The organism is Modestobacter marinus (genome assembly GCF_019799945.1).
GTDB lineage: Bacteria > Actinomycetota > Actinomycetes > Mycobacteriales > Geodermatophilaceae > Modestobacter > Modestobacter marinus_B.
The window spans coordinates 1-18,883 of the sequence record NZ_JABGCH010000010.1 but is presented as its reverse complement, the minus strand read 5'-3'; the positions used below and the strand labels follow the sequence as shown (position 1 = coordinate 18,883).

At 74.5% G+C, this 18,883-nt stretch carries 21 protein-coding genes; 15 read left to right on the top strand and 6 right to left on the bottom strand.

Annotation, left to right across the window (positions count from 1 at the left end):
* Positions 1 to 28 precede the first annotated feature (28 nt).
* From HK417_RS11050 to HK417_RS11020, 7 genes are read left to right on the top strand one after another with little or no spacing between them, the layout of a single operon-like run.
* A complete protein-coding gene (locus HK417_RS11050) occupies positions 29 to 985 on the top strand; it encodes a nucleoside hydrolase (protein WP_222266325.1) in 957 nt (318 codons plus the stop codon).
* The gene (locus HK417_RS11045; RefSeq protein ID WP_222266323.1) at positions 982 to 1,926 is read left to right on the top strand and encodes a nucleoside hydrolase; all 945 of its coding nucleotides are present in this window, start codon (positions 982 to 984) and stop codon (positions 1,924 to 1,926) included. The genes HK417_RS11050 and HK417_RS11045 overlap by 4 nt, the downstream gene beginning before the upstream one ends.
* Before the next feature lie 13 nt (positions 1,927 to 1,939).
* A complete protein-coding gene (locus HK417_RS11040; protein ID WP_222266321.1) occupies positions 1,940 to 2,890 on the top strand; it encodes a nucleoside hydrolase in 951 nt (316 codons plus the stop codon).
* Positions 2,887 to 3,909, top strand: a complete 1,023-nt coding sequence (locus HK417_RS11035) for a nucleoside hydrolase (RefSeq protein ID WP_222266319.1) — start codon at positions 2,887 to 2,889, stop codon at positions 3,907 to 3,909. Before HK417_RS11040 ends, HK417_RS11035 begins: the two co-directional genes overlap by 4 nt.
* Positions 3,906 to 4,715, top strand: a complete 810-nt coding sequence (locus HK417_RS11030) for a mycofactocin-coupled SDR family oxidoreductase (protein ID WP_222266317.1) — start codon at positions 3,906 to 3,908, stop codon at positions 4,713 to 4,715. Before HK417_RS11035 ends, HK417_RS11030 begins: the two co-directional genes overlap by 4 nt.
* A 13-nt stretch (positions 4,716 to 4,728) precedes the next feature.
* Positions 4,729 to 5,670 (top strand): pseudouridine-5'-phosphate glycosidase, encoded by a 942-nt coding sequence (locus tag HK417_RS11025; protein WP_222266315.1) that lies wholly within the window; start codon positions 4,729 to 4,731, stop codon positions 5,668 to 5,670.
* Positions 5,628 to 6,557: a carbohydrate kinase family protein gene (locus tag HK417_RS11020; protein ID WP_222266313.1), complete on the top strand. Its 930-nt coding sequence runs from the start codon at positions 5,628 to 5,630 to the stop codon at positions 6,555 to 6,557. The genes HK417_RS11025 and HK417_RS11020 overlap by 43 nt, the downstream gene beginning before the upstream one ends.
* Here HK417_RS11020 and add read toward each other — a convergent pair.
* The 3 genes from add to HK417_RS11005 are packed head-to-tail and all read right to left on the bottom strand — an operon-like array spanning position 6,554 to position 9,704.
* Complete coding sequence (gene add, locus HK417_RS11015) at positions 6,554 to 7,540, bottom strand: adenosine deaminase (RefSeq protein ID WP_222266311.1); 987 nt, start codon at positions 7,538 to 7,540, stop codon at positions 6,554 to 6,556. The two genes, HK417_RS11020 and add, sit on opposite strands and share 4 nt — an antisense overlap.
* On the bottom strand, positions 7,537 to 8,643 hold the full coding sequence (locus HK417_RS11010; RefSeq protein WP_222266309.1) for a phosphotriesterase family protein: 1,107 nt from the start codon (positions 8,641 to 8,643) through the stop codon (positions 7,537 to 7,539). The genes add and HK417_RS11010 overlap by 4 nt, the downstream gene beginning before the upstream one ends.
* A gap of 5 nt (positions 8,644 to 8,648) precedes the next feature.
* Positions 8,649 to 9,704, bottom strand: a complete 1,056-nt coding sequence (locus HK417_RS11005) for a LacI family DNA-binding transcriptional regulator (RefSeq protein ID WP_222266307.1) — start codon at positions 9,702 to 9,704, stop codon at positions 8,649 to 8,651.
* A 154-nt stretch (positions 9,705 to 9,858) separates the two neighbouring features.
* Between HK417_RS11005 and HK417_RS11000 the strand changes: the two genes are divergently transcribed.
* The 4 genes from HK417_RS11000 to rsrA all read left to right on the top strand — a co-directional run bounded on the left by HK417_RS11000 (position 9,859) and on the right by rsrA (position 13,087).
* On the top strand, positions 9,859 to 10,785 hold the full coding sequence (locus HK417_RS11000) for a nucleoside hydrolase (RefSeq protein ID WP_222266305.1): 927 nt from the start codon (positions 9,859 to 9,861) through the stop codon (positions 10,783 to 10,785).
* Between the two features lie 25 nt (positions 10,786 to 10,810).
* Positions 10,811 to 11,770, top strand: coding sequence for a nucleoside hydrolase (locus HK417_RS10995; RefSeq protein WP_222266303.1), 960 nt, complete (start codon positions 10,811 to 10,813; stop codon positions 11,768 to 11,770).
* A gap of 215 nt (positions 11,771 to 11,985) precedes the next feature.
* A complete protein-coding gene (locus HK417_RS26130; protein ID WP_222266301.1) occupies positions 11,986 to 12,681 on the top strand; it encodes a sigma-70 family RNA polymerase sigma factor in 696 nt (231 codons plus the stop codon).
* A gap of 73 nt (positions 12,682 to 12,754) precedes the next feature.
* A complete protein-coding gene (gene rsrA / locus HK417_RS10985; RefSeq protein ID WP_222266299.1) occupies positions 12,755 to 13,087 on the top strand; it encodes a mycothiol system anti-sigma-R factor in 333 nt (110 codons plus the stop codon).
* A 73-nt stretch (positions 13,088 to 13,160) separates the two neighbouring features.
* Here rsrA and HK417_RS27280 read toward each other — a convergent pair whose 3' ends face one another.
* Positions 13,161 to 13,235 (bottom strand): 50S ribosomal protein bL37, encoded by a 75-nt coding sequence (locus tag HK417_RS27280; RefSeq protein WP_439957920.1) that lies wholly within the window; start codon positions 13,233 to 13,235, stop codon positions 13,161 to 13,163.
* 201 nt (positions 13,236 to 13,436) lie between these two features.
* On the opposite strand from HK417_RS27280, the gene HK417_RS10980 reads away from it, so the two are divergent.
* From HK417_RS10980 to HK417_RS10970, 3 genes are all read left to right on the top strand, one after another.
* Positions 13,437 to 14,474 carry a biotin carboxylase N-terminal domain-containing protein gene (locus HK417_RS10980; protein WP_222266297.1) on the top strand — a complete coding sequence of 346 codons (1,038 nt, stop codon included), beginning with the start codon at positions 13,437 to 13,439 and terminating at the stop codon, positions 14,472 to 14,474.
* A gap of 92 nt (positions 14,475 to 14,566) precedes the next feature.
* On the top strand, positions 14,567 to 14,809 hold the full coding sequence (locus HK417_RS10975; protein WP_222266295.1) for a biotin/lipoyl-binding carrier protein: 243 nt from the start codon (positions 14,567 to 14,569) through the stop codon (positions 14,807 to 14,809).
* A gap of 62 nt (positions 14,810 to 14,871) precedes the next feature.
* Positions 14,872 to 16,356: a sensor histidine kinase gene (locus HK417_RS10970; protein WP_222266293.1), complete on the top strand. Its 1,485-nt coding sequence runs from the start codon at positions 14,872 to 14,874 to the stop codon at positions 16,354 to 16,356.
* Between the two features lie 82 nt (positions 16,357 to 16,438).
* Here HK417_RS10970 and HK417_RS10965 read toward each other — a convergent pair whose 3' ends face one another.
* Positions 16,439 to 16,723 (bottom strand): WhiB family transcriptional regulator, encoded by a 285-nt coding sequence (locus HK417_RS10965; RefSeq protein WP_439957919.1) that lies wholly within the window; start codon positions 16,721 to 16,723, stop codon positions 16,439 to 16,441.
* Positions 16,724 to 16,971: 248 nt separating this feature from the next.
* Entirely contained in the window at positions 16,972 to 17,991 is a 1,020-nt protein-coding gene (locus HK417_RS10960) for a diacylglycerol/lipid kinase family protein (RefSeq protein WP_222266291.1), read from the bottom strand.
* Positions 17,992 to 18,096: 105 nt separating this feature from the next.
* Between HK417_RS10960 and HK417_RS10955 the strand changes: the two genes are divergently transcribed.
* Entirely contained in the window at positions 18,097 to 18,552 is a 456-nt protein-coding gene (locus HK417_RS10955; protein ID WP_308123512.1) for a hypothetical protein, read from the top strand.
* Positions 18,553 to 18,883: the final 331 nt, after the last annotated feature.

The window sequence follows — 18,883 nt, the reverse complement described above, 5'->3', positions numbered from 1 at the left end:
CCCACCTGCTGCGAAGGAGCACTGCCGCATGACCGAACGCCTCATCCTGGACTGCGATCCGGGGCACGACGACGCCCTGGCGATGATCCTCGCGGCCGGCGACCCGCGGGTGGAGCTGCTCGCCGTCACCACCTGCGCCGGCAACCAGACGCTGCCGAAGGTGACCCGCAACGCACTCGCCGTCTGCGCCGTCGCCGGCATCGACGTGCCGGTCGCAGCCGGGTCCGTGGGGCCGCTGGTCCGTCCGCAGATGGTGGCGCCGGAGATCCACGGCGAGTCCGGGCTGGACGGCCCGGTGCTCCCGGAGGCGACCCTCGAGCTGGACCCCCGGCACGCGGTCGACCTGATCATCGACGTGGTCCTGGCCGCCGAGCCCGGGACCGTGACGCTGGTGCCGACCGGACCGCTCACCAACATCGCCCTGGCCATGCGCAAGGAGCCGGCGATCGTCGAGCGGGTCAAGCGGGTCGTGCTCATGGGCGGCTCCTACACCCGGGGCAACAAGACCCCGACGGCGGAGTTCAACATCGCGGCGGACCCGGAGGCGGCCCAGGCGGTCTTCTCCGCGCCGTGGCCGGTGACGATGGTCGGCCTCGACCTCACCCACCAGGCCACCGCCGACACCGACGTGGTGGACCGGATCAAGGCCATCGGGTCCCCGCTGTCGTCGTTCGTGGTCGACGTCCTGGAGTTCTTCGGCAGCACCTACCGCGAGCAGCAGGGCTTCGACGCCCCGCCCGTGCACGACCTGTGCTGCGTCGCCTGGCTCGGCGACCCGGAGGTCTTCACCACGCGGGAGGCCTTCGTCGCGGTGGAGCTCACCGGGACCTGGACGAACGGGATGACGGTCACCGACTTCTCCGGCCTGCTCGGCCAGCCGGTCAACACCGACGTCGCCATCACGCTGGACAAGCAGAGGTTGTGGGACATGACCGTGGACGCGATCGCCGCCCTCTCCGCGCAGCCGGAGGTGGCGGCACGATGACCACCGAGCTGATCTTCGACTGCGACACCGGCATCGACGACACGATGGCCATCGTCTACGGCGCCGGCAACGGCGCGGAGTACGTGGCCTGCACCGTCACCCACGGCAACGTCCCGGTCGAGGTGGGCACCCGGAACACGATCACGGTGCTGGACACCCTGGGGCTGACCGGCGTGCCCGTGCACCGGGGCGCCGCGCGCCCGATGGCGCAGCCGCTGGAGACGGCGGAGTTCGTGCACGGCCAGGACGGGCTCGGGGACGCCGGGGTGCCGGCGTCGACGCGCCAGCCGGCGGGCACGCTCGCCGCCGCGGAGATCGTGCGCCTGGCCCGCAGCCGGCCGGGCGAGCTCACCCTGGTCGCCGTCGGCCCGCTGACCAACATCGGGCTGGCTCTCCTGCTGGAGCCCGAGTTGCCGCGGCTGATCAAGGACGTTGTGGTCATGGGCGGCGCCGTCGGCGTGCCGGGCAACGCCTCGGAGATGGGCGAGGCCAACATCTGGCACGACCCGGAGGCCGCCCAGCTCGTGCTGGACGCGCCCTGGGACGTGGTGCTCGTCGGCCTGGAGATCACCATGTCCACGCAGCTGACGCAGGAGGCGCTGAAGCGGATCGAGACCTCTCCGGACCCGCGCGCGCAGTTCATGTGGCCCGTGATGCAGCAGTACCTGGACGTGTACGAGAAGAACCTGGGCGAGCGGACCTGCGTGCTGCACGACCCGTTGGCGATGGCCCTCGCCCTGGACCCCGAGCTGGCCACCTACCGGCTGGTCCGGGCGTCGATCGAGCTGCGCGGCGAGCGGTCGCGCGGTCAGGTCGTGGCCGACCTGCGCGGCTACGAGCCGACGCTGGAGGACCCGCGGGAGCCGGGGGTGGTGCGCCTGGTCGACACGCTGGACACCGCCGCCTTCCACGAGCGCTTCCTGCGCTCCCTCGGTGCCTGAGGGAGGGGGAGTCATGCCTCGTCCCGTGCTCATCGACACCGACCCGGGTCTGGACGACGCGCTGGCGATCATGCTGGCGTTCGCCTCACCGGAGCTCGACGTCCGGGGGGTGACCTCGGTCGGCGGCAACACCGGCCTGCAGCACACCACCGAGAACGCCCTGCGGCTGCTGCACCTGCTGGACCGCGACGACGTCCCGGTCGCGGCCGGCGCCGACACCCCGCTCGTCCGCCGGGACTCCCGGCCGGCCACGGAGGTGCACGGCGAGGAGGGGATGGGCGGCGTCCGGCTGGACCCCGCCCCCCGCGGCGCGGACGCCCGGTCGGCCGTCCAGCTGATGACCGACGTCATCGAGCAGTCCGCCGAGCCGGTCACGCTGATCGCGCTCGGGCCGCTGACCAACGTGGCGGCGCTGTTCGCCGCAGCGCCCCTGACGGCGGCCAAGCTGGAGCGGATCGTCCTCATGGGCGGCGGCGCCCGGATCCTGGGCAACACCACGCCGACCGCCGAGTTCAACATCTGGTTCGACCCGGACGCCGCCTCGCGGGTGTTCGCCGGCGGCGTCCCGGTCACCATGGTCGGGCTCGACGTCACCCACTCCGCGGTCACCACCCCGGAGGACTGGGACCCGCTGCGCGGCGGCGGCCGGATGGCCGAGGCCCTCCTCGGGATGGTCGACTTCTACACCGCCCGGCACGTCGAGTGGTCCGGCAGCGACCGCACGCCGCAGCACGACTCGCTCGCCGTCGCGGCGGCGATCCGCCCGGAGCTGGTCACCACCCGGCACCTGCACGTGGACGTCGAGTGCGCGGGTGCGCTGACCCGGGGGATGACCGTGGTCGACCTCGAGAGGCTGTCCGGGGAGAAGGCGAACACCGACGTCGCGCTTGAGGTGGACGGCGCCGCCTTCGCCCAGCTGCTGGTCGGCCGCCTGGCCGAGCTCGACGCCCGGCTCGGCGCATGACCGCGGACCTGCGGGCCGATCGCGCCGGCCGGCCGCTGAAGATGGTGCTGGACTGCGACACCGGCGTCGACGACACCCTGGCGATCCTCTACGCGGCCCTGCACCCGGCCGTCGAGCTGGTGGGCGTCGGGTCGGTGTGGGGCAACGTCGACGTCGAGACCGCGACCCGCAACTCGCTGCACACCGTGCACATGGCCGGCCACCCGGACGTCCCCGTGGCGCGGGGCGCGGCCGGCCCGCTGACCGGGGCACCGGCGGTGTACGCGTACCACGTGCACGGGCGGGACGGGCAGGGCAACGCCGGCACCGGCCGCACGGTGGGGGAGCCGGTCGCGGAGACCGCCGCCTTGCAGATCATCCGGCTGGCCCGGGCCTACCCGGGTGAGGTGGAGGTCGTCGCCGTCGGCCCGCTGACCAACCTCGCGCTCGCGCTCGGGCTCTGCCCCGAGCTGCCCGAGCTGGTCTCCGGCGTGACGATCATGGGCGGCGCCGCGCTGGCGCCGGGCAACGTCACCGAGGTGGCCGAGGCCAACATCTGGTGCGACCCGGAGGCCGCCGCCGCGGTGTTCCGGGCGCCGTGGCCGCTGACCATGGTCGGCCTCGACGTCACCATGCGGACCACGCTGGACGAGGGGCACCGGGCCCGGCTGGCCGCCGGCGGCACGATCGGCGGCTACGTCGCCGGCATCCTCGACCACTACATGGGGTTCTTCGCCGAGGCCGCCTTCGGTGAGCGCCGCAGCTGCCTGCACGACGTCCTCGCCGTGGCGGTCGCCGCCGGGACCCTGGTCCCCACGCTCGCCCCCACCGTGCGGGCGTACGTGGAGACCGGCGACGGGCCGACCCGCGGGCAGACCGTGTGCGACCTGCGCGGCATCTACATGGGCTTCCCCGCGCAGGACGGCGCGCACTGCCGGGTGGTCCTGGAGACCGACCCCGCCTTCGCCGAGGCCGTGGTCGACCTCATCCACTCCGCGGGCGACTCCGCCGTCCCGCTCGATCGCGAGGAGCAGGCATGAGCGGCCTCACCGGGCAGGTCGCCCTGGTCACCGGCGCCGCGCGTGGCATCGGCCGGGCGACCGCGCTGGCGCTGGCCGAGGCCGGCGCCGCCGTCGTCGTCAGCGACATCGGGCGGCAGGTGGAGGGGCTGACCTACGGCACCGCCACGAACGAGGACCTCACCACCACGGTCGCGATGATCGAGGAGGCCGGCGGGCGGGCGGCGCGGGCCCTCGTCGACGTCCGGGACCACGGCCAGCTCGTCGCGGCCGTGGACCTGGCGGAGAGCACCTTCGGCGGGCTGGACGTCGTGGTGGCGAACGCCGGCGTCGCCAGCTGGCCGGAGAGCACCTGGCAGGCCACCCCCGAGCAGTGGCAGACGATGATCGACGTCGTGCTGACCGGCACCTGGAACACCTGCCGGGCCGCGATCCCGGCGATGCTGCGCACCGGCCGCGGCGGCTCCATCGTCATGGTCGGGTCCACCGCGGCGGTCAAGCCGGTGCCGACCATCGGCCACTACGCGGCGGCGAAGAACGGCGTCATCGGGCTGATGAAGAGCCTGGCGCTGGAGCTCGCCGGGAACAGCATCCGGGTCAACGTCGTCCACCCCGGTGGCACCGGGACCGAGATGACCCAGAACCCGGCCGCCGAGCACTGGCAGGCGACCGCCCCCGGGGTCGGTGGCGCGCTCGAGCTGCCGATGCCCGTCCAGCGGATGGAACCGCTGGACGTGGCCCATGCCATCCGCTGGCTGTGCACGGACGAGGCCCGCTACATGACCGGGACCCAGATGGTGCTCGACGCCGGCGCCACCCTCCGTTGACCTTGGAGCCCTCATGAGCACGTCGCCCGTGGTCGTGTCCGACGCCGTCCGGGAGGCCCTCGCCGATGGCCGCCCGGTCGTCGCGCTGGAGTCGACGATCATCTCCCACGGCTTCCCGCGCCCCCGCAACCTCGCGGTGGCCCGCCGGTTCGAGCTGGTCCTGGTGGACGCCGGGGTCACGCCCGCGACGATCGCCGTGGTGGACGGCGTCCCGCGGGTCGGCCTGGACGATGCCGCGCTGACCCGGATCGCCGAGGACCCCGCCGTGGTCAAGGTGTCCAGCCGGGACCTGGCCGCGGCGATGGTGCAGGGCGTCACCGGCGCGACGACGGTCGCCGCCACCGCGCTGCTCGCCTCCCGCGCCGGCATCCGGGTGTTCTCCACCGGCGGGCTGGGCGGCGTGCACCGCGGCGCGGCGGAGTCCTTCGACGAGTCCGCGGACCTGGCGGCACTGTCCCGGCTGCCGATCACCGTGGTCTCGGCCGGGGTCAAGTCCATCCTCGACATCCGGGCGACCCTGGAGCGGCTGGAGACCCTCGGGGTGACCGTCGTCGGCTACCGGACCTCGCGGTACCCGGCCTTCTACGTCACCGACTCCGGCGTCGACATCGACTGGCGGGTCGAGTCGGCCGAGGACGTCGCCGCGGTGATGGCGGCCCAGGACGCGCTCGGCCTCCAGCACGCCGTGCTGGTGGCCAACCCGCTGCCCCCGGAGAGGCAGCTCGACCCGGAGCTGCACGACCGCGTCCTCGCCGACGCGCTCGCCGCGGCGCAGCGGAACGGCGTGACCGGCAAGGCGGTGACCCCGTTCCTGCTCGACCACTTCCAGCGGCACACCGAGGGCGCCAGCCTGGAGGTCAACACCGACATCGCCGTCTCCAACATCGCGCTGGGCGGGGAGATCGCGACGGCGTGGGCCCGCCGCGGGGCGGCGTCCGGGCAGCCGGCCGGCTGATGACCGGTCCCGGGCGGGTGGTCGTCGTCGGGGACGTGGTCAACGACGTGCTGGTCCGCCCGCTCGGGCCGGTGACGCCGGACTCCGACACCCGGGCGACGATCGTGCGGCGGCCGGGGGGCTCGGCGGCGAACCTGGCCGCGTGGCTCGGGTCCCTCGGCGCCCCGGTCAGCTTCGTGGGGCGGGTGGGCGCCGGGGACCGGGACTTCCACGCCGGCTGCTTCGCCGCCCTCGGTGTGGAGCCGCACCTGGCGGTCGACCCGGAGCGGGAGACCGGGACGATCGTCGTCGTCCTGGACGACGCCGGCCGGCGCACGATGCTCGTGGACCGGGCCGCGAACTCGGCCCTGACCGCGGCCGACGTCCCGCCCGGGCTGCTGGAGCGGGCCGCGCTGCTGCACCTGACGGGGTACTCGTTCTTCGAGCCCGGCGTCCGGACCGCCGCGCTGGAGCTGATGGCCCGCGCCCGGGCGCTCGGCGTCCCGGTGTCGGTCGACCCCAGCTCGGTGGCGTTCCTCCGCGACGTGGGCGCGGAGCAGTTCCTGGCCTGGACGGCGGGGGCCCGGTTCTGCTTCCCCAACCGGGACGAGGCGGCGGAGCTCGCCGGGACCGGCGACCCGCGGCGGGCCGCCGAGGCGCTCACGGCGCACTACCGGACCGTGGTGGTGACCCTCGACGGTGACGGCTGCGTGGTGGCCGACCGGGGGACCGACCCGGTGGCCGTCCCCGTGCACCGGCTGGTCGCGGTGGACCCGACCGGCGCCGGTGACGCGTTCTGCGCGGGCTTCCTCGACGCCTGGTGCCGGGGTTCGGACCCGATCGCGGCCGCTGCCGCCGGGGCGCGGGTGGCGCGCCGGGCGGTCAGCCGGCTCGGCGGTCGGCCCTAGCCGAGCCGGGCGCGCAGCGCCGCCTTCTCCTCTGCGGGCAGCCAGGCGGCGTCCAACGCCTCGCGGTTGTGCCGGGCGAGGTCGTCGGCGGTCAGCCCGAGCTCCGCGGCGAGCGCCGCGTAGTCGCCGGCCAGGTCGGTGCCGCCCATCGCCGGGTCGTCGCTGCCCAGCGACATGCTGACGCCGGCGTCGTGCAGCAGCCGGATCGGGTGCTCGGCCGCCGGGCCTCGGTAGTTGTAGGTGGTGGACAACCACGCGCAGGTCACGTGCGTGCCGCCGTCCCGGACCCGGGCCAGCAGCTCCCGGTCGCGCACGAGGGCGTAGCCGTGGTCGATCCGGGTGCAGCCCAGCAGGTCCAGGGCGTCCCGGAGCTCCGCGGCGTCGAACCGCTCACCCGCGTGCGCCGTCGTCTGCAGGCCGGCGTCCCGGGCCAGCGCGTAGGCCTCGGCGAACGCCGCCGGCGGCCCGGCCGTCTCGTCGCCGTCCATCCCGATCCCGACCACGAGGTCACGGTCGCCGTCGGCCACCGCCCGGACCATCTCCACGGCCGCGGCCGGGCTGTGCGCGCGGTACACGGACGGGATCAGCCGGGTCACGATCCCGGTCTCCCGGCGGGCCTCCTCGGCGCCGTCGGTGATGCCGGCCAGCAGCTCGCCGTAGGGCAGCGCCGGGTGCAGCGTGGGGTTGAAGAACATTTCCCGGTAGACGACGCCGGAACCCCAGGCGGCGTCGACCAGGGCCTCGTAGGAGATCCGCCGGACGTCGTCGCGCGTGAGCACCGCGGCGCAGAGCCGCTCGAACACCACCATGAAGGTGGCCATGTCGGTGTAGTCGTAGACCCGCGCCGGGTCCGCCGTGGGCAGCGCGACGTCGTGGGCCCGGGCCAGCTCCAGGAAGGTCTGCGGCCGGACGCAGCCCTCGAGGTGGCAGTGCAGCTCGACCTTCGGCATGGCGCGCAGCCGGTCCGCGGTCACCGCGGTCACCGCGGCACGGCGACCGAGCGCGCGGCGGCGACGAACAGCGCCGCCGGGTTCGCCGTCATCAGGCCCGTGGCGGTGGCCTCCGGCACGCCCGCCTCGACCAGCCGGGGGAGGAAGGCGGTCGGCACGTACCCGTAGCCGTTGCCGCCGTTGCGGGTCCACATCGCCTTGAGGAAGACGTCGTGGGAGAGGAGCAGCCGGTCGCCGTGGCCGTCCTCGACCAGCCCGCGCACGGCCTCCACGGTGTCCTCCACCGACGGCGACTGGCCCTCCCCGGGGAAGTTGAACGGCATCCCGATCATGTCGAACTCGAGCCAGACGCCGCGGGCGGCGACCTCGCGCTGGTAGGCGGTGTCCTTGCCCGAGGGGTCCATGTGGCACAGCACCACGGCCGCCGGGTCCACCCCGTGCTCGAGCACGATGTCGACGACCTCGTGCGCCCGCCGCTGCCATCCGGGCAGGTGGATCAGCAGCGGCACCCCCGTCTGCACCTGCGCGAGGCAGGACGCGACCAGCGTGGCGTGCTCCGCCGGGGTGAACCGCGGACCGACGCCGATCTCGCCGATGACGCCGACCTGCACCGTCCGGCCGTCGGGCAGGTCCACGCCCTGCCGGATCTCGCCCACGAGCTCGGTGACCATCCCGTCGACGTCGTCCTCGCCCAGGGAGTGGTCGTCGCCGTGCGACAGGCACCACCCGCCGGCCATCACGACGTTGAGGCCGGTGGCCTCGGCGACCCGCACGAGCGCCGCCGGGTTGCGGCCGGTGCCCGTCGTGTTGTTCACGACCGTGCGCCCACCGGCCCGGACGAACACGTCCAGCTCGGCGACCACCGTGTCCAGGTCCCGCTCGTCGAAGCCGCAGTTGTCCGCGCAGGCATAGGGGTCCTCGCGCAGGAGCCAGGCCAGTTCCGGCGTGACCCGCGCGCCGGCCAGGGCGGCGGAGAACGGGCGCACGCCCGGGTACAGCGCCTCGGACAGGTCGTTGAACAGGTGCTCGTGCGGCAGGGTCATGCCCAGCTCGCTCACGGGCACCGGGCCCAGCACCGTCTGCACGGTTCCGGACCGGTTGGCAGCGGGCGGCGGTTCGTCGGCGTGCTGGGACATCGTCGTCATCCTTCGGGCCGGGGGGGCGGGGGAGGAGTGCGGGCCGGCGCCGCGGCGGTGGAGCCGCGGACGACCAGCGCGCCGGGCAGCCGGTGGGTGCGTACCGGGGCGCGCCGGGTCCGCCCGGCGGGGGGCGCGGACTCCACGGCGTCCAGGAGCAGGTCGACCGCGTGCCGGGCGATCGCGGTCACCGGCTGGGCGTAGGTGGTCAGCGGGGGCTGCAGGTAGCGGCCCAGGTGGATGCCGTCGAAGCCGGCGACGGACACGTCGGCGGGCACCCGCAGGCCGTGGTCGCGGAGGGCGGCGATCGCGCCGACGGCCATGACGTCGTTCGCGGCGAACACCGCTGTGGGACGGACGCCGTCGGCCAGCAGGCCCGCGGTCAGGGCGTGGCCCGAGTCCTCGGTGAACACCCCGCCGCGCACCAGCCGGCCGTCGAGCGGCACGCCGTGGGCGGCCAGCGCCCGGCGGTACCGCTCGGCCCGCTGCTCGGCGACGTCCAGCCCGCGCGGGCCGGCCAGGTGCGCGATGCGGACGTGCCCGAGCCCGATGAGGTGCTCGACCACGGCGGCCGCGCCGGCGACGTTGTCGCACTGCACCGCGGTCGCCGCCGGGGCGGGCGCCCGGTCGAACGCCACGACGGGCACCGGGCCCGGCGGTCCCGGCACCCGCCGGGCGGAGTGCTCCGAGGCCACCAGCAGGACCCCGTCGACCAGCCGGGAGCCGGCCACCCGGGCCGCCTCGCGCTCGGGGTCGTCGCTGTCGACGACCAGCAGCGACCAGCCCCGCCGGGAGACCTCGGCGTGGACGCCCGCGACCAGCTCGGGGAAGAACGGGTTGACGATGGAGGGCGTGACCAGCCCGATGTTGCCGGTCCGCCGGCGGCGGAGGTCCCGCGCGGCCGCGGACGGGTGGAAGTCGAGCTCGGCGATCGCGGTGCGGACGCGGTCCAGCGTCTCTGCGGAGACGTGCGCCGTGCCGGTGACCGTCCGTGACACCGTCGCGGTCGAGACCCCGGCGCGGCGCGCGACGTCCCGGACGGTCGCCCGGCCTCCGGCCACGGAACTCCCTCGTCACCGACGGGCATGTAACCGATTACCTGCCCTGTCGCGCTTGTCTAGCAGCCGTCGTCCTGGCTGGTCAACGGCATCCGCTCAGTAGCATGCGTCGCCGCCATCTCTTGCGTACATGGCGTTACATGCCTAGGAACGCGGCATGCCCCGCATGATCATCGACACGGACACCGCCTCCGACGACGCCGTCGCGCTGGTCCTCGCCCTGACCGCCGCCGACGTGGACGTCCTGGCCATCACGGTGGTGGCGGGCAACGTGCCGCTGGAGATGGGCGTGCAGAACGCCATCTACACGCGGGACCTCTGCCGGTCGACCGTCCCGGTGCACGCCGGCGCCGACCGGCCGCTGCTGCGCGAGCAGGTCCTCGCCCACGACGTGCACGGCGCGGACGGGATGGGCGACATCGGCCTGCCGCTGACCGGGGGCGAGCCGGCGCCGGACCACGCCGTCGACGTCCTGATCGAGCTGGCCCGCCGGTACCCGGGGGAGATCACGCTGGTCACCCTCGGCCCGCTGACGAACGTCGCCCTGGCCCTGCGCAAGGCGCCGGACATCGCCGGGCTGTTCGACCGGGTGGTGATGATGGCCGGCACGGGGGACGGCACCGGCAACGTGACGCCGGCCGCCGAGTTCAACGTCTACGTCGACCCCGAGGCCGCCGACGTCGTCTTCCGCTCCGGGATGCCGCTGGAGATGGTCGGCTGGGACGTCTCGCGCAACGACGCCACCCTGACCCCCGCGGACGCCGAGGAGCTGGCGGCGCTCGGCCCGCTCGGGGAGTTCTGCGCCGGCATCCAGCGGCAGCTCATCGAGTTCTGCCGCACCGTGACCCACATCGACGGGTTCGACCTGCCCGATCCGGTCACCATGGCGGTGGCGATCGACCCCGGGGTCGCCGCCCGCGTCGTCCACCGCCCGGTGGCGGTGGAGACCACGGGGACGCAGACGGCCGGGATGACGGTCGTCGACCACCTCGGCGTCACCGACCGGCCCGCCAACGTGCACGTCGTCCTCGCCGCCGACCGGGCGCGCTTCCTGTCGATGCTCCACCGCGCCTGCGCGCGCTGACGATCCGTCCGAGAGAGGTCCCCCCATGTCCCAGAAGCTGATCCTCGACTGCGACACCGGCACCGACGACGCCGTGGCCATCATGCTGGCCGCCCTCCACCCCGAGCTGGACCTGGTGGGGGTGACCACGGTCAACGGCAACGTCGAGGTGCAGTACTGCACGGACAACACGCTGCGCGTCCTCGACCACATCGGCCGCGCGGAGATCCCGGTGTACGAGGGTCTGCGCCGCCCGATCGTCCGGTCGGACTTCCCGGTGCCCCGCCACTCGGAGGTCAACCCGAGCAGCAACATCCACGGCCGCGAGCTGCCCCTCCCGCCGGCGACCAGCCGCAAGCAGGACACCGGCGCGGTCGAGTTCCTCGTGGAGACCTATCGGGCGACCACCGACGAGATCGCGCTGGTCCCGGTCGGGCCGCTGAGCAACATCGCCGCGGCGATCGCGATCGAGCCGCGGCTGGTGGAGGCCGTCCCGGAGGTCGTGATCATGGGTGGCGGCAACGTCAAGGGCAACGCGACGCCGTCGGCCGAGTTCAACATCTGGGCCGATCCGGAGGCTGCCGCCGCGGTCTTCGCCGCCGGCTTCCCCCGGATCACGCTGGTGCCGCTGGACGCCACGCACCAGGCCCTGGTGTCCCGCGAGCAGTGCCAGGCCCTCGCGGCGCTGGGCACCCCCGCGGGCGAGGCCGCGGCCACGCTCATCGGGCAGCGGATCACCGGCTACGACGCCACGCAGCCGATGGCGACGCCGGGCAGCGCCCCGGTGCACGACGCCCTCTGCGTCGCGTACCTCCTGCACCGGGAGGTGCTCGACGTCCAGCGGACGCACGTCGACGTCGAGACGGCGGGGGCGCTGACGGTCGGCCGGACGGTCATCGACCTGTACTCCCGCAGCGGCAAGGAGCCGAACTGCGACGTCGCGCTCGGTGCCGACGCCGGGCTGTTCGTCGACTTCATGCTGCGGACGTTCGCGCCCCGCAGCTGACCGTCTCCCGGCCCGCCGCACGATCCCGGCGGGCCGGGAACACGACCGGAGGGCGTGCGGTTGCACGGGCCGTGAGCAGCACAGTCCCCGGCACGCGGACCCGCCCCGCGCGGAGTTCCGGGCCCTCCCGTCGTCCCCCCGGCCGACCCGGTGCCCCACGGTTAGGATCGGCCGAGGTGGTGGTCCGCTCCCGGGCCCCGCAGAGAGGACGGTCGGTGCCTGAAGAGCCTGCGGTCGACAGCACCGCCACGGGGACGGACGTCACCGGCGCGGTCGAGACCCCCGAGGCCCGTGCCGACGGCAGCCGTACCGAGCTCGCCGAGACGCGAGCGGCACGCGACGCCCGGTTCGAGCGCGACGCACTGCCCTTCCTGGACCAGCTCTACCCGGCAGCGCTGCGGATGACCCGCAACCCCGCCGACGCCGAGGACCTGGTGCAGGAGACGTTCGTCAAGGCCTACTCCGCGTTCCACCAGTTCGCCGAGGGCACGAACCTCAAGGCATGGCTGTACCGGATCCTGACGAACACCTACATCAACAGCTACCGCAAGAAGCAGCGGCAGCCGCAGCAGTACCCCACCGACCAGGTGCAGGACTGGCAGCTGTACGCGGCGGAGGAGCACACCTCCAGCGGGCTGCGCTCGGCGGAGATCGAGGCGCTGGACCACCTGCCCGACTCCGACATCAAGGACGCCCTCCAGCAGTTGCCGGAGGACTTCCGGCTGGCGGTCTACCTCGCCGACGTCGAGGGATTCGCCTACAAGGAGATCGCCGAGATCATGGGCACGCCCATCGGCACGGTGATGTCCCGGCTGCACCGCGGTCGCCGCGGGCTGCAGAAGCTGCTCGCCGACTACGCCCGCGAGCGCGGCTTCGTCCGCGCCGGAGCCGCTGAGGAGGCTCGCTCGTGAGCGAGCCGGCGAGCTCGTGGACGAGCACAGCACCCCTGGGCACGTGCCCGACGAGCGACAGCGAGGAGGGTTCGTGACCAACGCCGCTCACGACGACGCTCACATCACCTCGTGCGACGACGTCCTGTCGCACGTCTTCGAGTTCCTCGACCACGAGACCGACGACGCCCGGCGCGCGGTCATCGCCGAGCACCTCGAGGACTGCTCTCCCTGCCTGCGGCAGTTCGGGATCGAGCAGGAGTTCAAGGCGCTGGTCCGCCGGCGCTGCGGCGGGGACGCGCCGCCGCCCGGGCTGCGGGACCGGATCAAGGTCCAGCTGACCAGCGTCACCTTCGAGGAGGACGGCACCCAGGTCAGCGTCGAACGGGCCACCGTCGAGACCATCACCGAGGAGCGCCGCTCCTAAGAGGACCCCCTGCAGGTCCCACCCGCTCGCGAGCTCGCGTGCGGGACGTGCAGGGGGCCGGGGGCGCCTCGGCTCAGGCGTTGGGGCGCTTGCCGTGGTTGGCGGCGTTCTTCTTGCGGCCGCGCCGCTTGCGTCCACGCTTGGACATGCCGGCCTCCTCCCTCGAGACGTGCCGGACCCGTCTGGCCCGGAGTGGTGAACGGGGCCGGCGGGGGGTGCGGAGCACCCGGGTACCGGCCAAGCTGACACGGCAAGGGTCTCACGGGACGGGAACCGGCCGTGCGCAGGTACGGCGACCGGTCCCCGTCGACGAGGACGACACCGGCGCGAGCCGGGGACGGGGGACGACGTGGTCTTGACGGTGGCGGACAGCGTGCTGGTCGCCGGACGCGGGCCGATGGCCTGCGCGGTGATCCGGGCGTGCTCCCGGCTCGGCGTCAAGTCGGTCGCCGTCTACTCCGAGGCCGAGCGGGACGCCCGGCACGTGCGGCTGGCCGACGAGGCGGTCCTGCTGGGCCCGGCACCGGCCACCGAGTCCTACCTCGACGCCGACCGGCTGGTGGAGGCCGCCCGCCGGAGCCAGGTGGAGGCGGTGCTCCCGGTCCCGCCCGCGCTGGCCGGCAACGCGCGCCTGGCCGCCACGGTCGTGGACGCCGGGCTCACCTGGGTCGGGCCGGACGCCGAGGTGCTGGAGCGGCTCGGCGGGGACGGCGTCGAACCGGCGAGCGAGCGGGGCTTCCTCGCCTGGGTCACGGCCGAGGGCCTGCACCACGTCACGCCGGTGCTCCGGGACCGCGCGGGCGGCACACCTCGGGTGTCCTGGACCCCGGCCCACGGGCTCGGCCCGCTGCCGGCGGCTGCCCGCCGGCTGCCGGAGCTGGGCTGGCGTGGGCTGGTCACCGTGGGCATCGACCCCGACGGCGAGCTCGCCGAGGTGGCCGCCGGCTTCTCCCTGGACATGGCGGTCCTCGAGCGCTCGCACGGTGTGGACGCCGTCGAGCTGACGCTGCGCAGCGCGGGGGACCGGCCGTTCGGGCCGGTGCCGGCGGACGGTGCTCCCGGTCGCCCGGCGGTTGCCGTCCAGCTGCGTTCGACCCTGCCGCCCGGCACCGCCGGCCGGATCACCGGCCGGCTGCCCGACGTCGCGCCGCAGCGCGGCGGCGACGCGGTCGCGGTGAGCGGCTACGACCCCGGTGACCGGCTCGACGGCTGGTACGACGCGCTGCTGGCCACGGTCAGCGCCGCGGGCCCCGACCTCGCCGCCGCGGCCCGTGCCGCGTCGGCGGTGCTCACCGGCCTGCCGGAGACCGGGGTGCCGCACGACGGGACGGCCGTCTGCGGCGTGCTGCAGCGGCTGGCCGGCTCGCTGGTGTCCGACCTTTCCTGACGTCGCGTGCGGTCCGGAGCCGACCGGTGGACGTGCTTTCATGTGCACGCCGTCGGCTCCGGCGGTCCCGTGGTCGATGAGGAGGAGCGCCGGTGGCGGTGCAGGAGATCCACGCCGAGATGGTCTCCAGCGTCTGGAAGGTCCTGGTGACCCCGGGGAGCGAGGTCGCGGCGGGGGACACCCTGGTGATCCTCGAGTCGATGAAGATGGAGATCCCGGTGCTCACCGAGCACGCCGGCCGCGTCGAGGAGCTCCACGTGGTCGAGGGCGAGGTCCTGCAGGAGGGCGACCTCATCGCCACCGTCGTCGCCGCCGAACGAGGAGCCGCGCACTGAACCGCTGCCCCGCAGGGTAGGTGGGGGCGGTGTCCCGGCCCCCGCCTAGGCTCCGGCTCACGATGAGCAGCCTGTCCGACCGTCTGACCCGCGGATCCGCGTCGAGCCCGTCCCAGGTCGACCACGCCCGGCGGCTGGTGGCCGACTGGCAGCTGCTGGCCGACCTCGCCTTCGCCGACCTCACGCTGTGGGTCCCCCTCCAGGACGGCGCCTGGTGGTGCGTCGCGCAGGTCCGCCCGCTCACCGCGCCCACCAGCCAGCCCGAGGACCTCATCGGCGCCGAGGTCAGCGGTGCGGCCGCCGAGCAGCTCGCGCAGGCGCACCGCGAGGGCCGGCCGGTCACCGAGGGCGACCCTGACTGGTCGGGGCCCAACCCCCGCCGCCGGGAGGTCATCCCGGTGCGGCACGACGGTGTGGTGGTGGCCGTGCTGGCCAAGGACACCAACCTGGCCGCCACCCGGGCGCCCTCGATGCTCGAGCTCACCTACCTCGACATCGCCGCGGACCTCTCGCTCATGGTGGCCGCGGGCACGTTCCCACCGCGGATGCTCGAGGACGCCGAGATGAGCCCGCGCGTGGGGGACGGCCTGGTGCGGCTGGACGCGGCCGGGCGGGCCGTCTACGCCAGCCCCAACGCCCTGTCGGCCTACCGCCGGATGGGCGTCGTCGGCGACGTGGTCGGCGCGGACCTGGCCGCGGTCACCCGCCGGGTGTCCGCGGACCGGGTCGCCGGCGAGGCGGTGGCGGCCAGCATCGCGGCGGCGGTGGCCGGGCGGTTCCCCGATCCGATGGACGTCGAGAACGAGGCCGCCACGATGCTGGTCCGGGCGCTCCCGCTGCAGGCGCCGGGCGCGGAGGAGGGCGCGCTGGTCCTGATCCGCGACGTCACCGACGTCCGCCGCCGGGACCGGGCGCTGATGACCAAGGACGCGACCATCCGGGAGATCCACCACCGGGTGAAGAACAACCTGCAGACCGTCGCCGCGCTGCTGCGGCTGCAGGCTCGCCGGATGACCGAGCCGGCGGCGCGCGCGGCGCTGGAGGAGTCGGTGCGCCGGGTCGCCTCGATCGCCGTCGTGCACGAGACGCTGGCCGGCAGCCGGGAGGACGTGGTCGAGGTGGACGACGTCCTCGACCAGGTGCTGCCCATGCTCGGCGACGTGACGTCCGTGGGGCCGGCCGCGCGGATCAAGCGGGTGGGGAGCTTCGGTGAGCTGCCCGCGGCGGCGGCCACGCCGCTGGTCATGGCGGTCACCGAGCTGCTGCACAACGCCGCGGTGCACGCCTTCGACGCCGGGGCGCCGGGCACGATCGTGCTGGCCGCGGAGCGCGACGGCCACGACCTGGTGGTGCGCGTGCGGGACGACGGGCGCGGGCTGCCCGCCGGCTTCGACCCGGCCGCGAGCACGGGGCTGGGGCTGCAGATCGTCCGCACGCTGGTGACCACCGAGCTGTCCGGGGCCCTCGAGATGGGGTCCCCCGGGGACGGCGGCCCGGGGACGGAGGCGGTGCTCACCCTGCCCGGGGCCGGGCGGCTGCGGCGGTGAAGCAGCAAGGGCCGCTCCCGAGGGAGCGGCCCTTGCTGTGTGAGTGCCCACTGCAGGCTCCGCCGCGAGCGGCGGGGTCTCGTCAGGCGGTGTGCACCCGGGTGCGGGCGGTGCGGCGCTTGAGGGCGCGGCGCTCGTCCTCGGAGAGTCCACCCCAGACGCCGGAGTCCTGGCCCGAGCTCAACGCCCACTCCAGGCACGACTGCGTCACCGGGCAACGCCGGCACACCGCCTTGGCCTGCTCGATCTGGACGACGGCGGGGCCCGTCGTCCCGATCGGGAAGAAGAGCTCCGGGTCCTCGTCCCGGCAGAGGGCGCGGTGGCGCCAGTCCATGGCCGTGTACTCCTCGATCTCGTATCGCGTCATCGGTCATCGGTCCGCAGGACCGCACACACTGAGGCCCGCGCGCTGGATCTTCAGCGCGTCGACCGGCGACCGCCTGCTTGTTACCAGCAGGTTGCTTGCTGTGATGCTTTCACGAGTCGCCGGGCTGTCAAGCACACTTCTGGCTCTCCGGGGGCCTCGTGAGGAAGCTCACCACGGTACCGCGACCCTCGCCACTCGTCGGCACGGGGACGGTGGTGCGCGACGCGGGCCGCCGATCGCTGCGCGGGTCACACGACGACGCGCAACGCCTCCGGGATCGAGCGCACCCGCAGGCCCGTGGCCGTGCCGAGGTGGTCGCCGTCGAGCTGCCAGCCCTGCGGCCGGACCGAGGTGAGCGTCGCCTCCGGGAGGTCGTGCCAGCGGTGGACCCCGCGGCCGCGCGCGTCAGGGCGGGCCGCCATCGTCTGCCGCACGTGGTGCAGCATCCTGGCCACGCCCATCCGGCCCATCGCGAACACGTCCAGGCCGGTGTCGAAGGACGCCTCAGGGCTCGGGTTGACCGGCCGGGCACCCAGGTACGTCCACGGGCTGACGTTCGAGAGCAGGGCGAGGAACAACCCGTCGACGGGCGGCTCGCCGGGCACCTCGAGCGTCATCGGCGGACGGCGCCGGTCCGCGCCCAGCACGAAGGCGTTGACCCCGGAGCGGACGTAGAGCGAGCCCGAGGAGCGGCGTCCCTTGGCGCGCAGCGCCTCCACCCGGGCGATGACGTCGGCGTCGAACCCCATCCCGGCGGCGAAGACGAACCAGCGGCGCTCGGTCCAGTCGTCCGTCGTCCGCGCGGCACCGGAGGCCACCGGCCCCGCGGCCGGATCGCCGGTGTCCTCGGGCGCGTGCGTGCGTGCCGACGCGGTGCCCAGCGATACCAGCCGCGAGCGGGCGGCGCGCAGCGCGTCGAGGATCTCGCTGGTCGCCTCGACCGGGTCGCGGGAGAGGCCCAGGGCGCGGGCGAAGACGTTGGTCGAGCCACCCGGGACGACGGCGAGCATCGGCACGTCGGGCCCGGGGCCGCCGGACAGCAGGCCGTTGACCGCCTCGTTCACGGTGCCGTCGCCGCCGAGGGTCACGACGACGTCGACGTCGACGCCGTCCCCGGCCGCCTCGGCGGCCAGCTCGCGGGCGTGCCCGCGGTGCTCGGTCTCGACCACGTCGACCTTGAGCTCGCTGGACAGCGCCCGGACCAGGACGTTGCGCACCCCACGGGTGGTCGTGGTCGCCGCCGGGTTCGCCACCAGCAGCGCACGCATGGGGTCAACATAGCCAGCGCCGTCGCCGGCCTCACGCGGACGGCCCGGCACGCCGCCTGGCGTAGCCTCGGCGCCGTGCCAGGCCAGGTGGGAGATAGTCGGCGCGTGCGTCGGCGACCGCGCGCGGAGCGGCTGCTGGGCGGTGCGGCCGAGCCGTCCGCGCCGCGGGCAGAGCGGCCGGTCACCGAGGCGCCGCCGGCGCTGCGGAGGGCCGCGCTGGTGGTCGGTGTCGAGGCGCTCGCGCTGGCCGTGGTCGCCGCCGTGCTGCTGTTCCTGACCCTGACCAGCTCACCGGACAGCGTCGGGCGGGCGCTGGCCGAGGTCGTCTACGTCGGGCTCACGGCCGGGCTGCTCGGTGCCGCCGCCGTGGGGCTGTGGCGCGTCAAGGGCTGGGCCCGCGCGCCGGTCGTCGCCCTGCAACTGCTGCTGGCGGTGCTGGGGTACACGCTCGCCTTCGAGGCCGACCTCCCGCTACTGGGGGTCCCGGTCCTCGTCCTGGTCGGGATCGAGCTCTACCTGCTCGCCACCCCGGAGGCCCGGCTGGCCTACTTCGACCGCTGACCCGGACGGCCGCGCCACCCTCACGGTGAGGCTTGACATGGCCCCCTCGGTCAACGGTCATACCCGTCCGAAGATCACGGCGTGGTCCCCCGAATGCCCTCGGGGACACGAGCCGCTGAAGGTCGTGCGTGACGGCGCAGAAGACGGCCGGCCCACTAGTGCTCCGTCGCGGTGTTCGTTGAGGTCATGCCGGAGCGGGTGGACCATTTCTCATGGCGGCGCATGTGCGGACGGTGAACGTTCCGGAGGCCGATCGGCGGGAGCTGGAGCGGCGGGTCCGGGACAGGGGCGCGCCGGCCCGGGAGGTGGAGCGGGCCCGGATCGTGCTGCT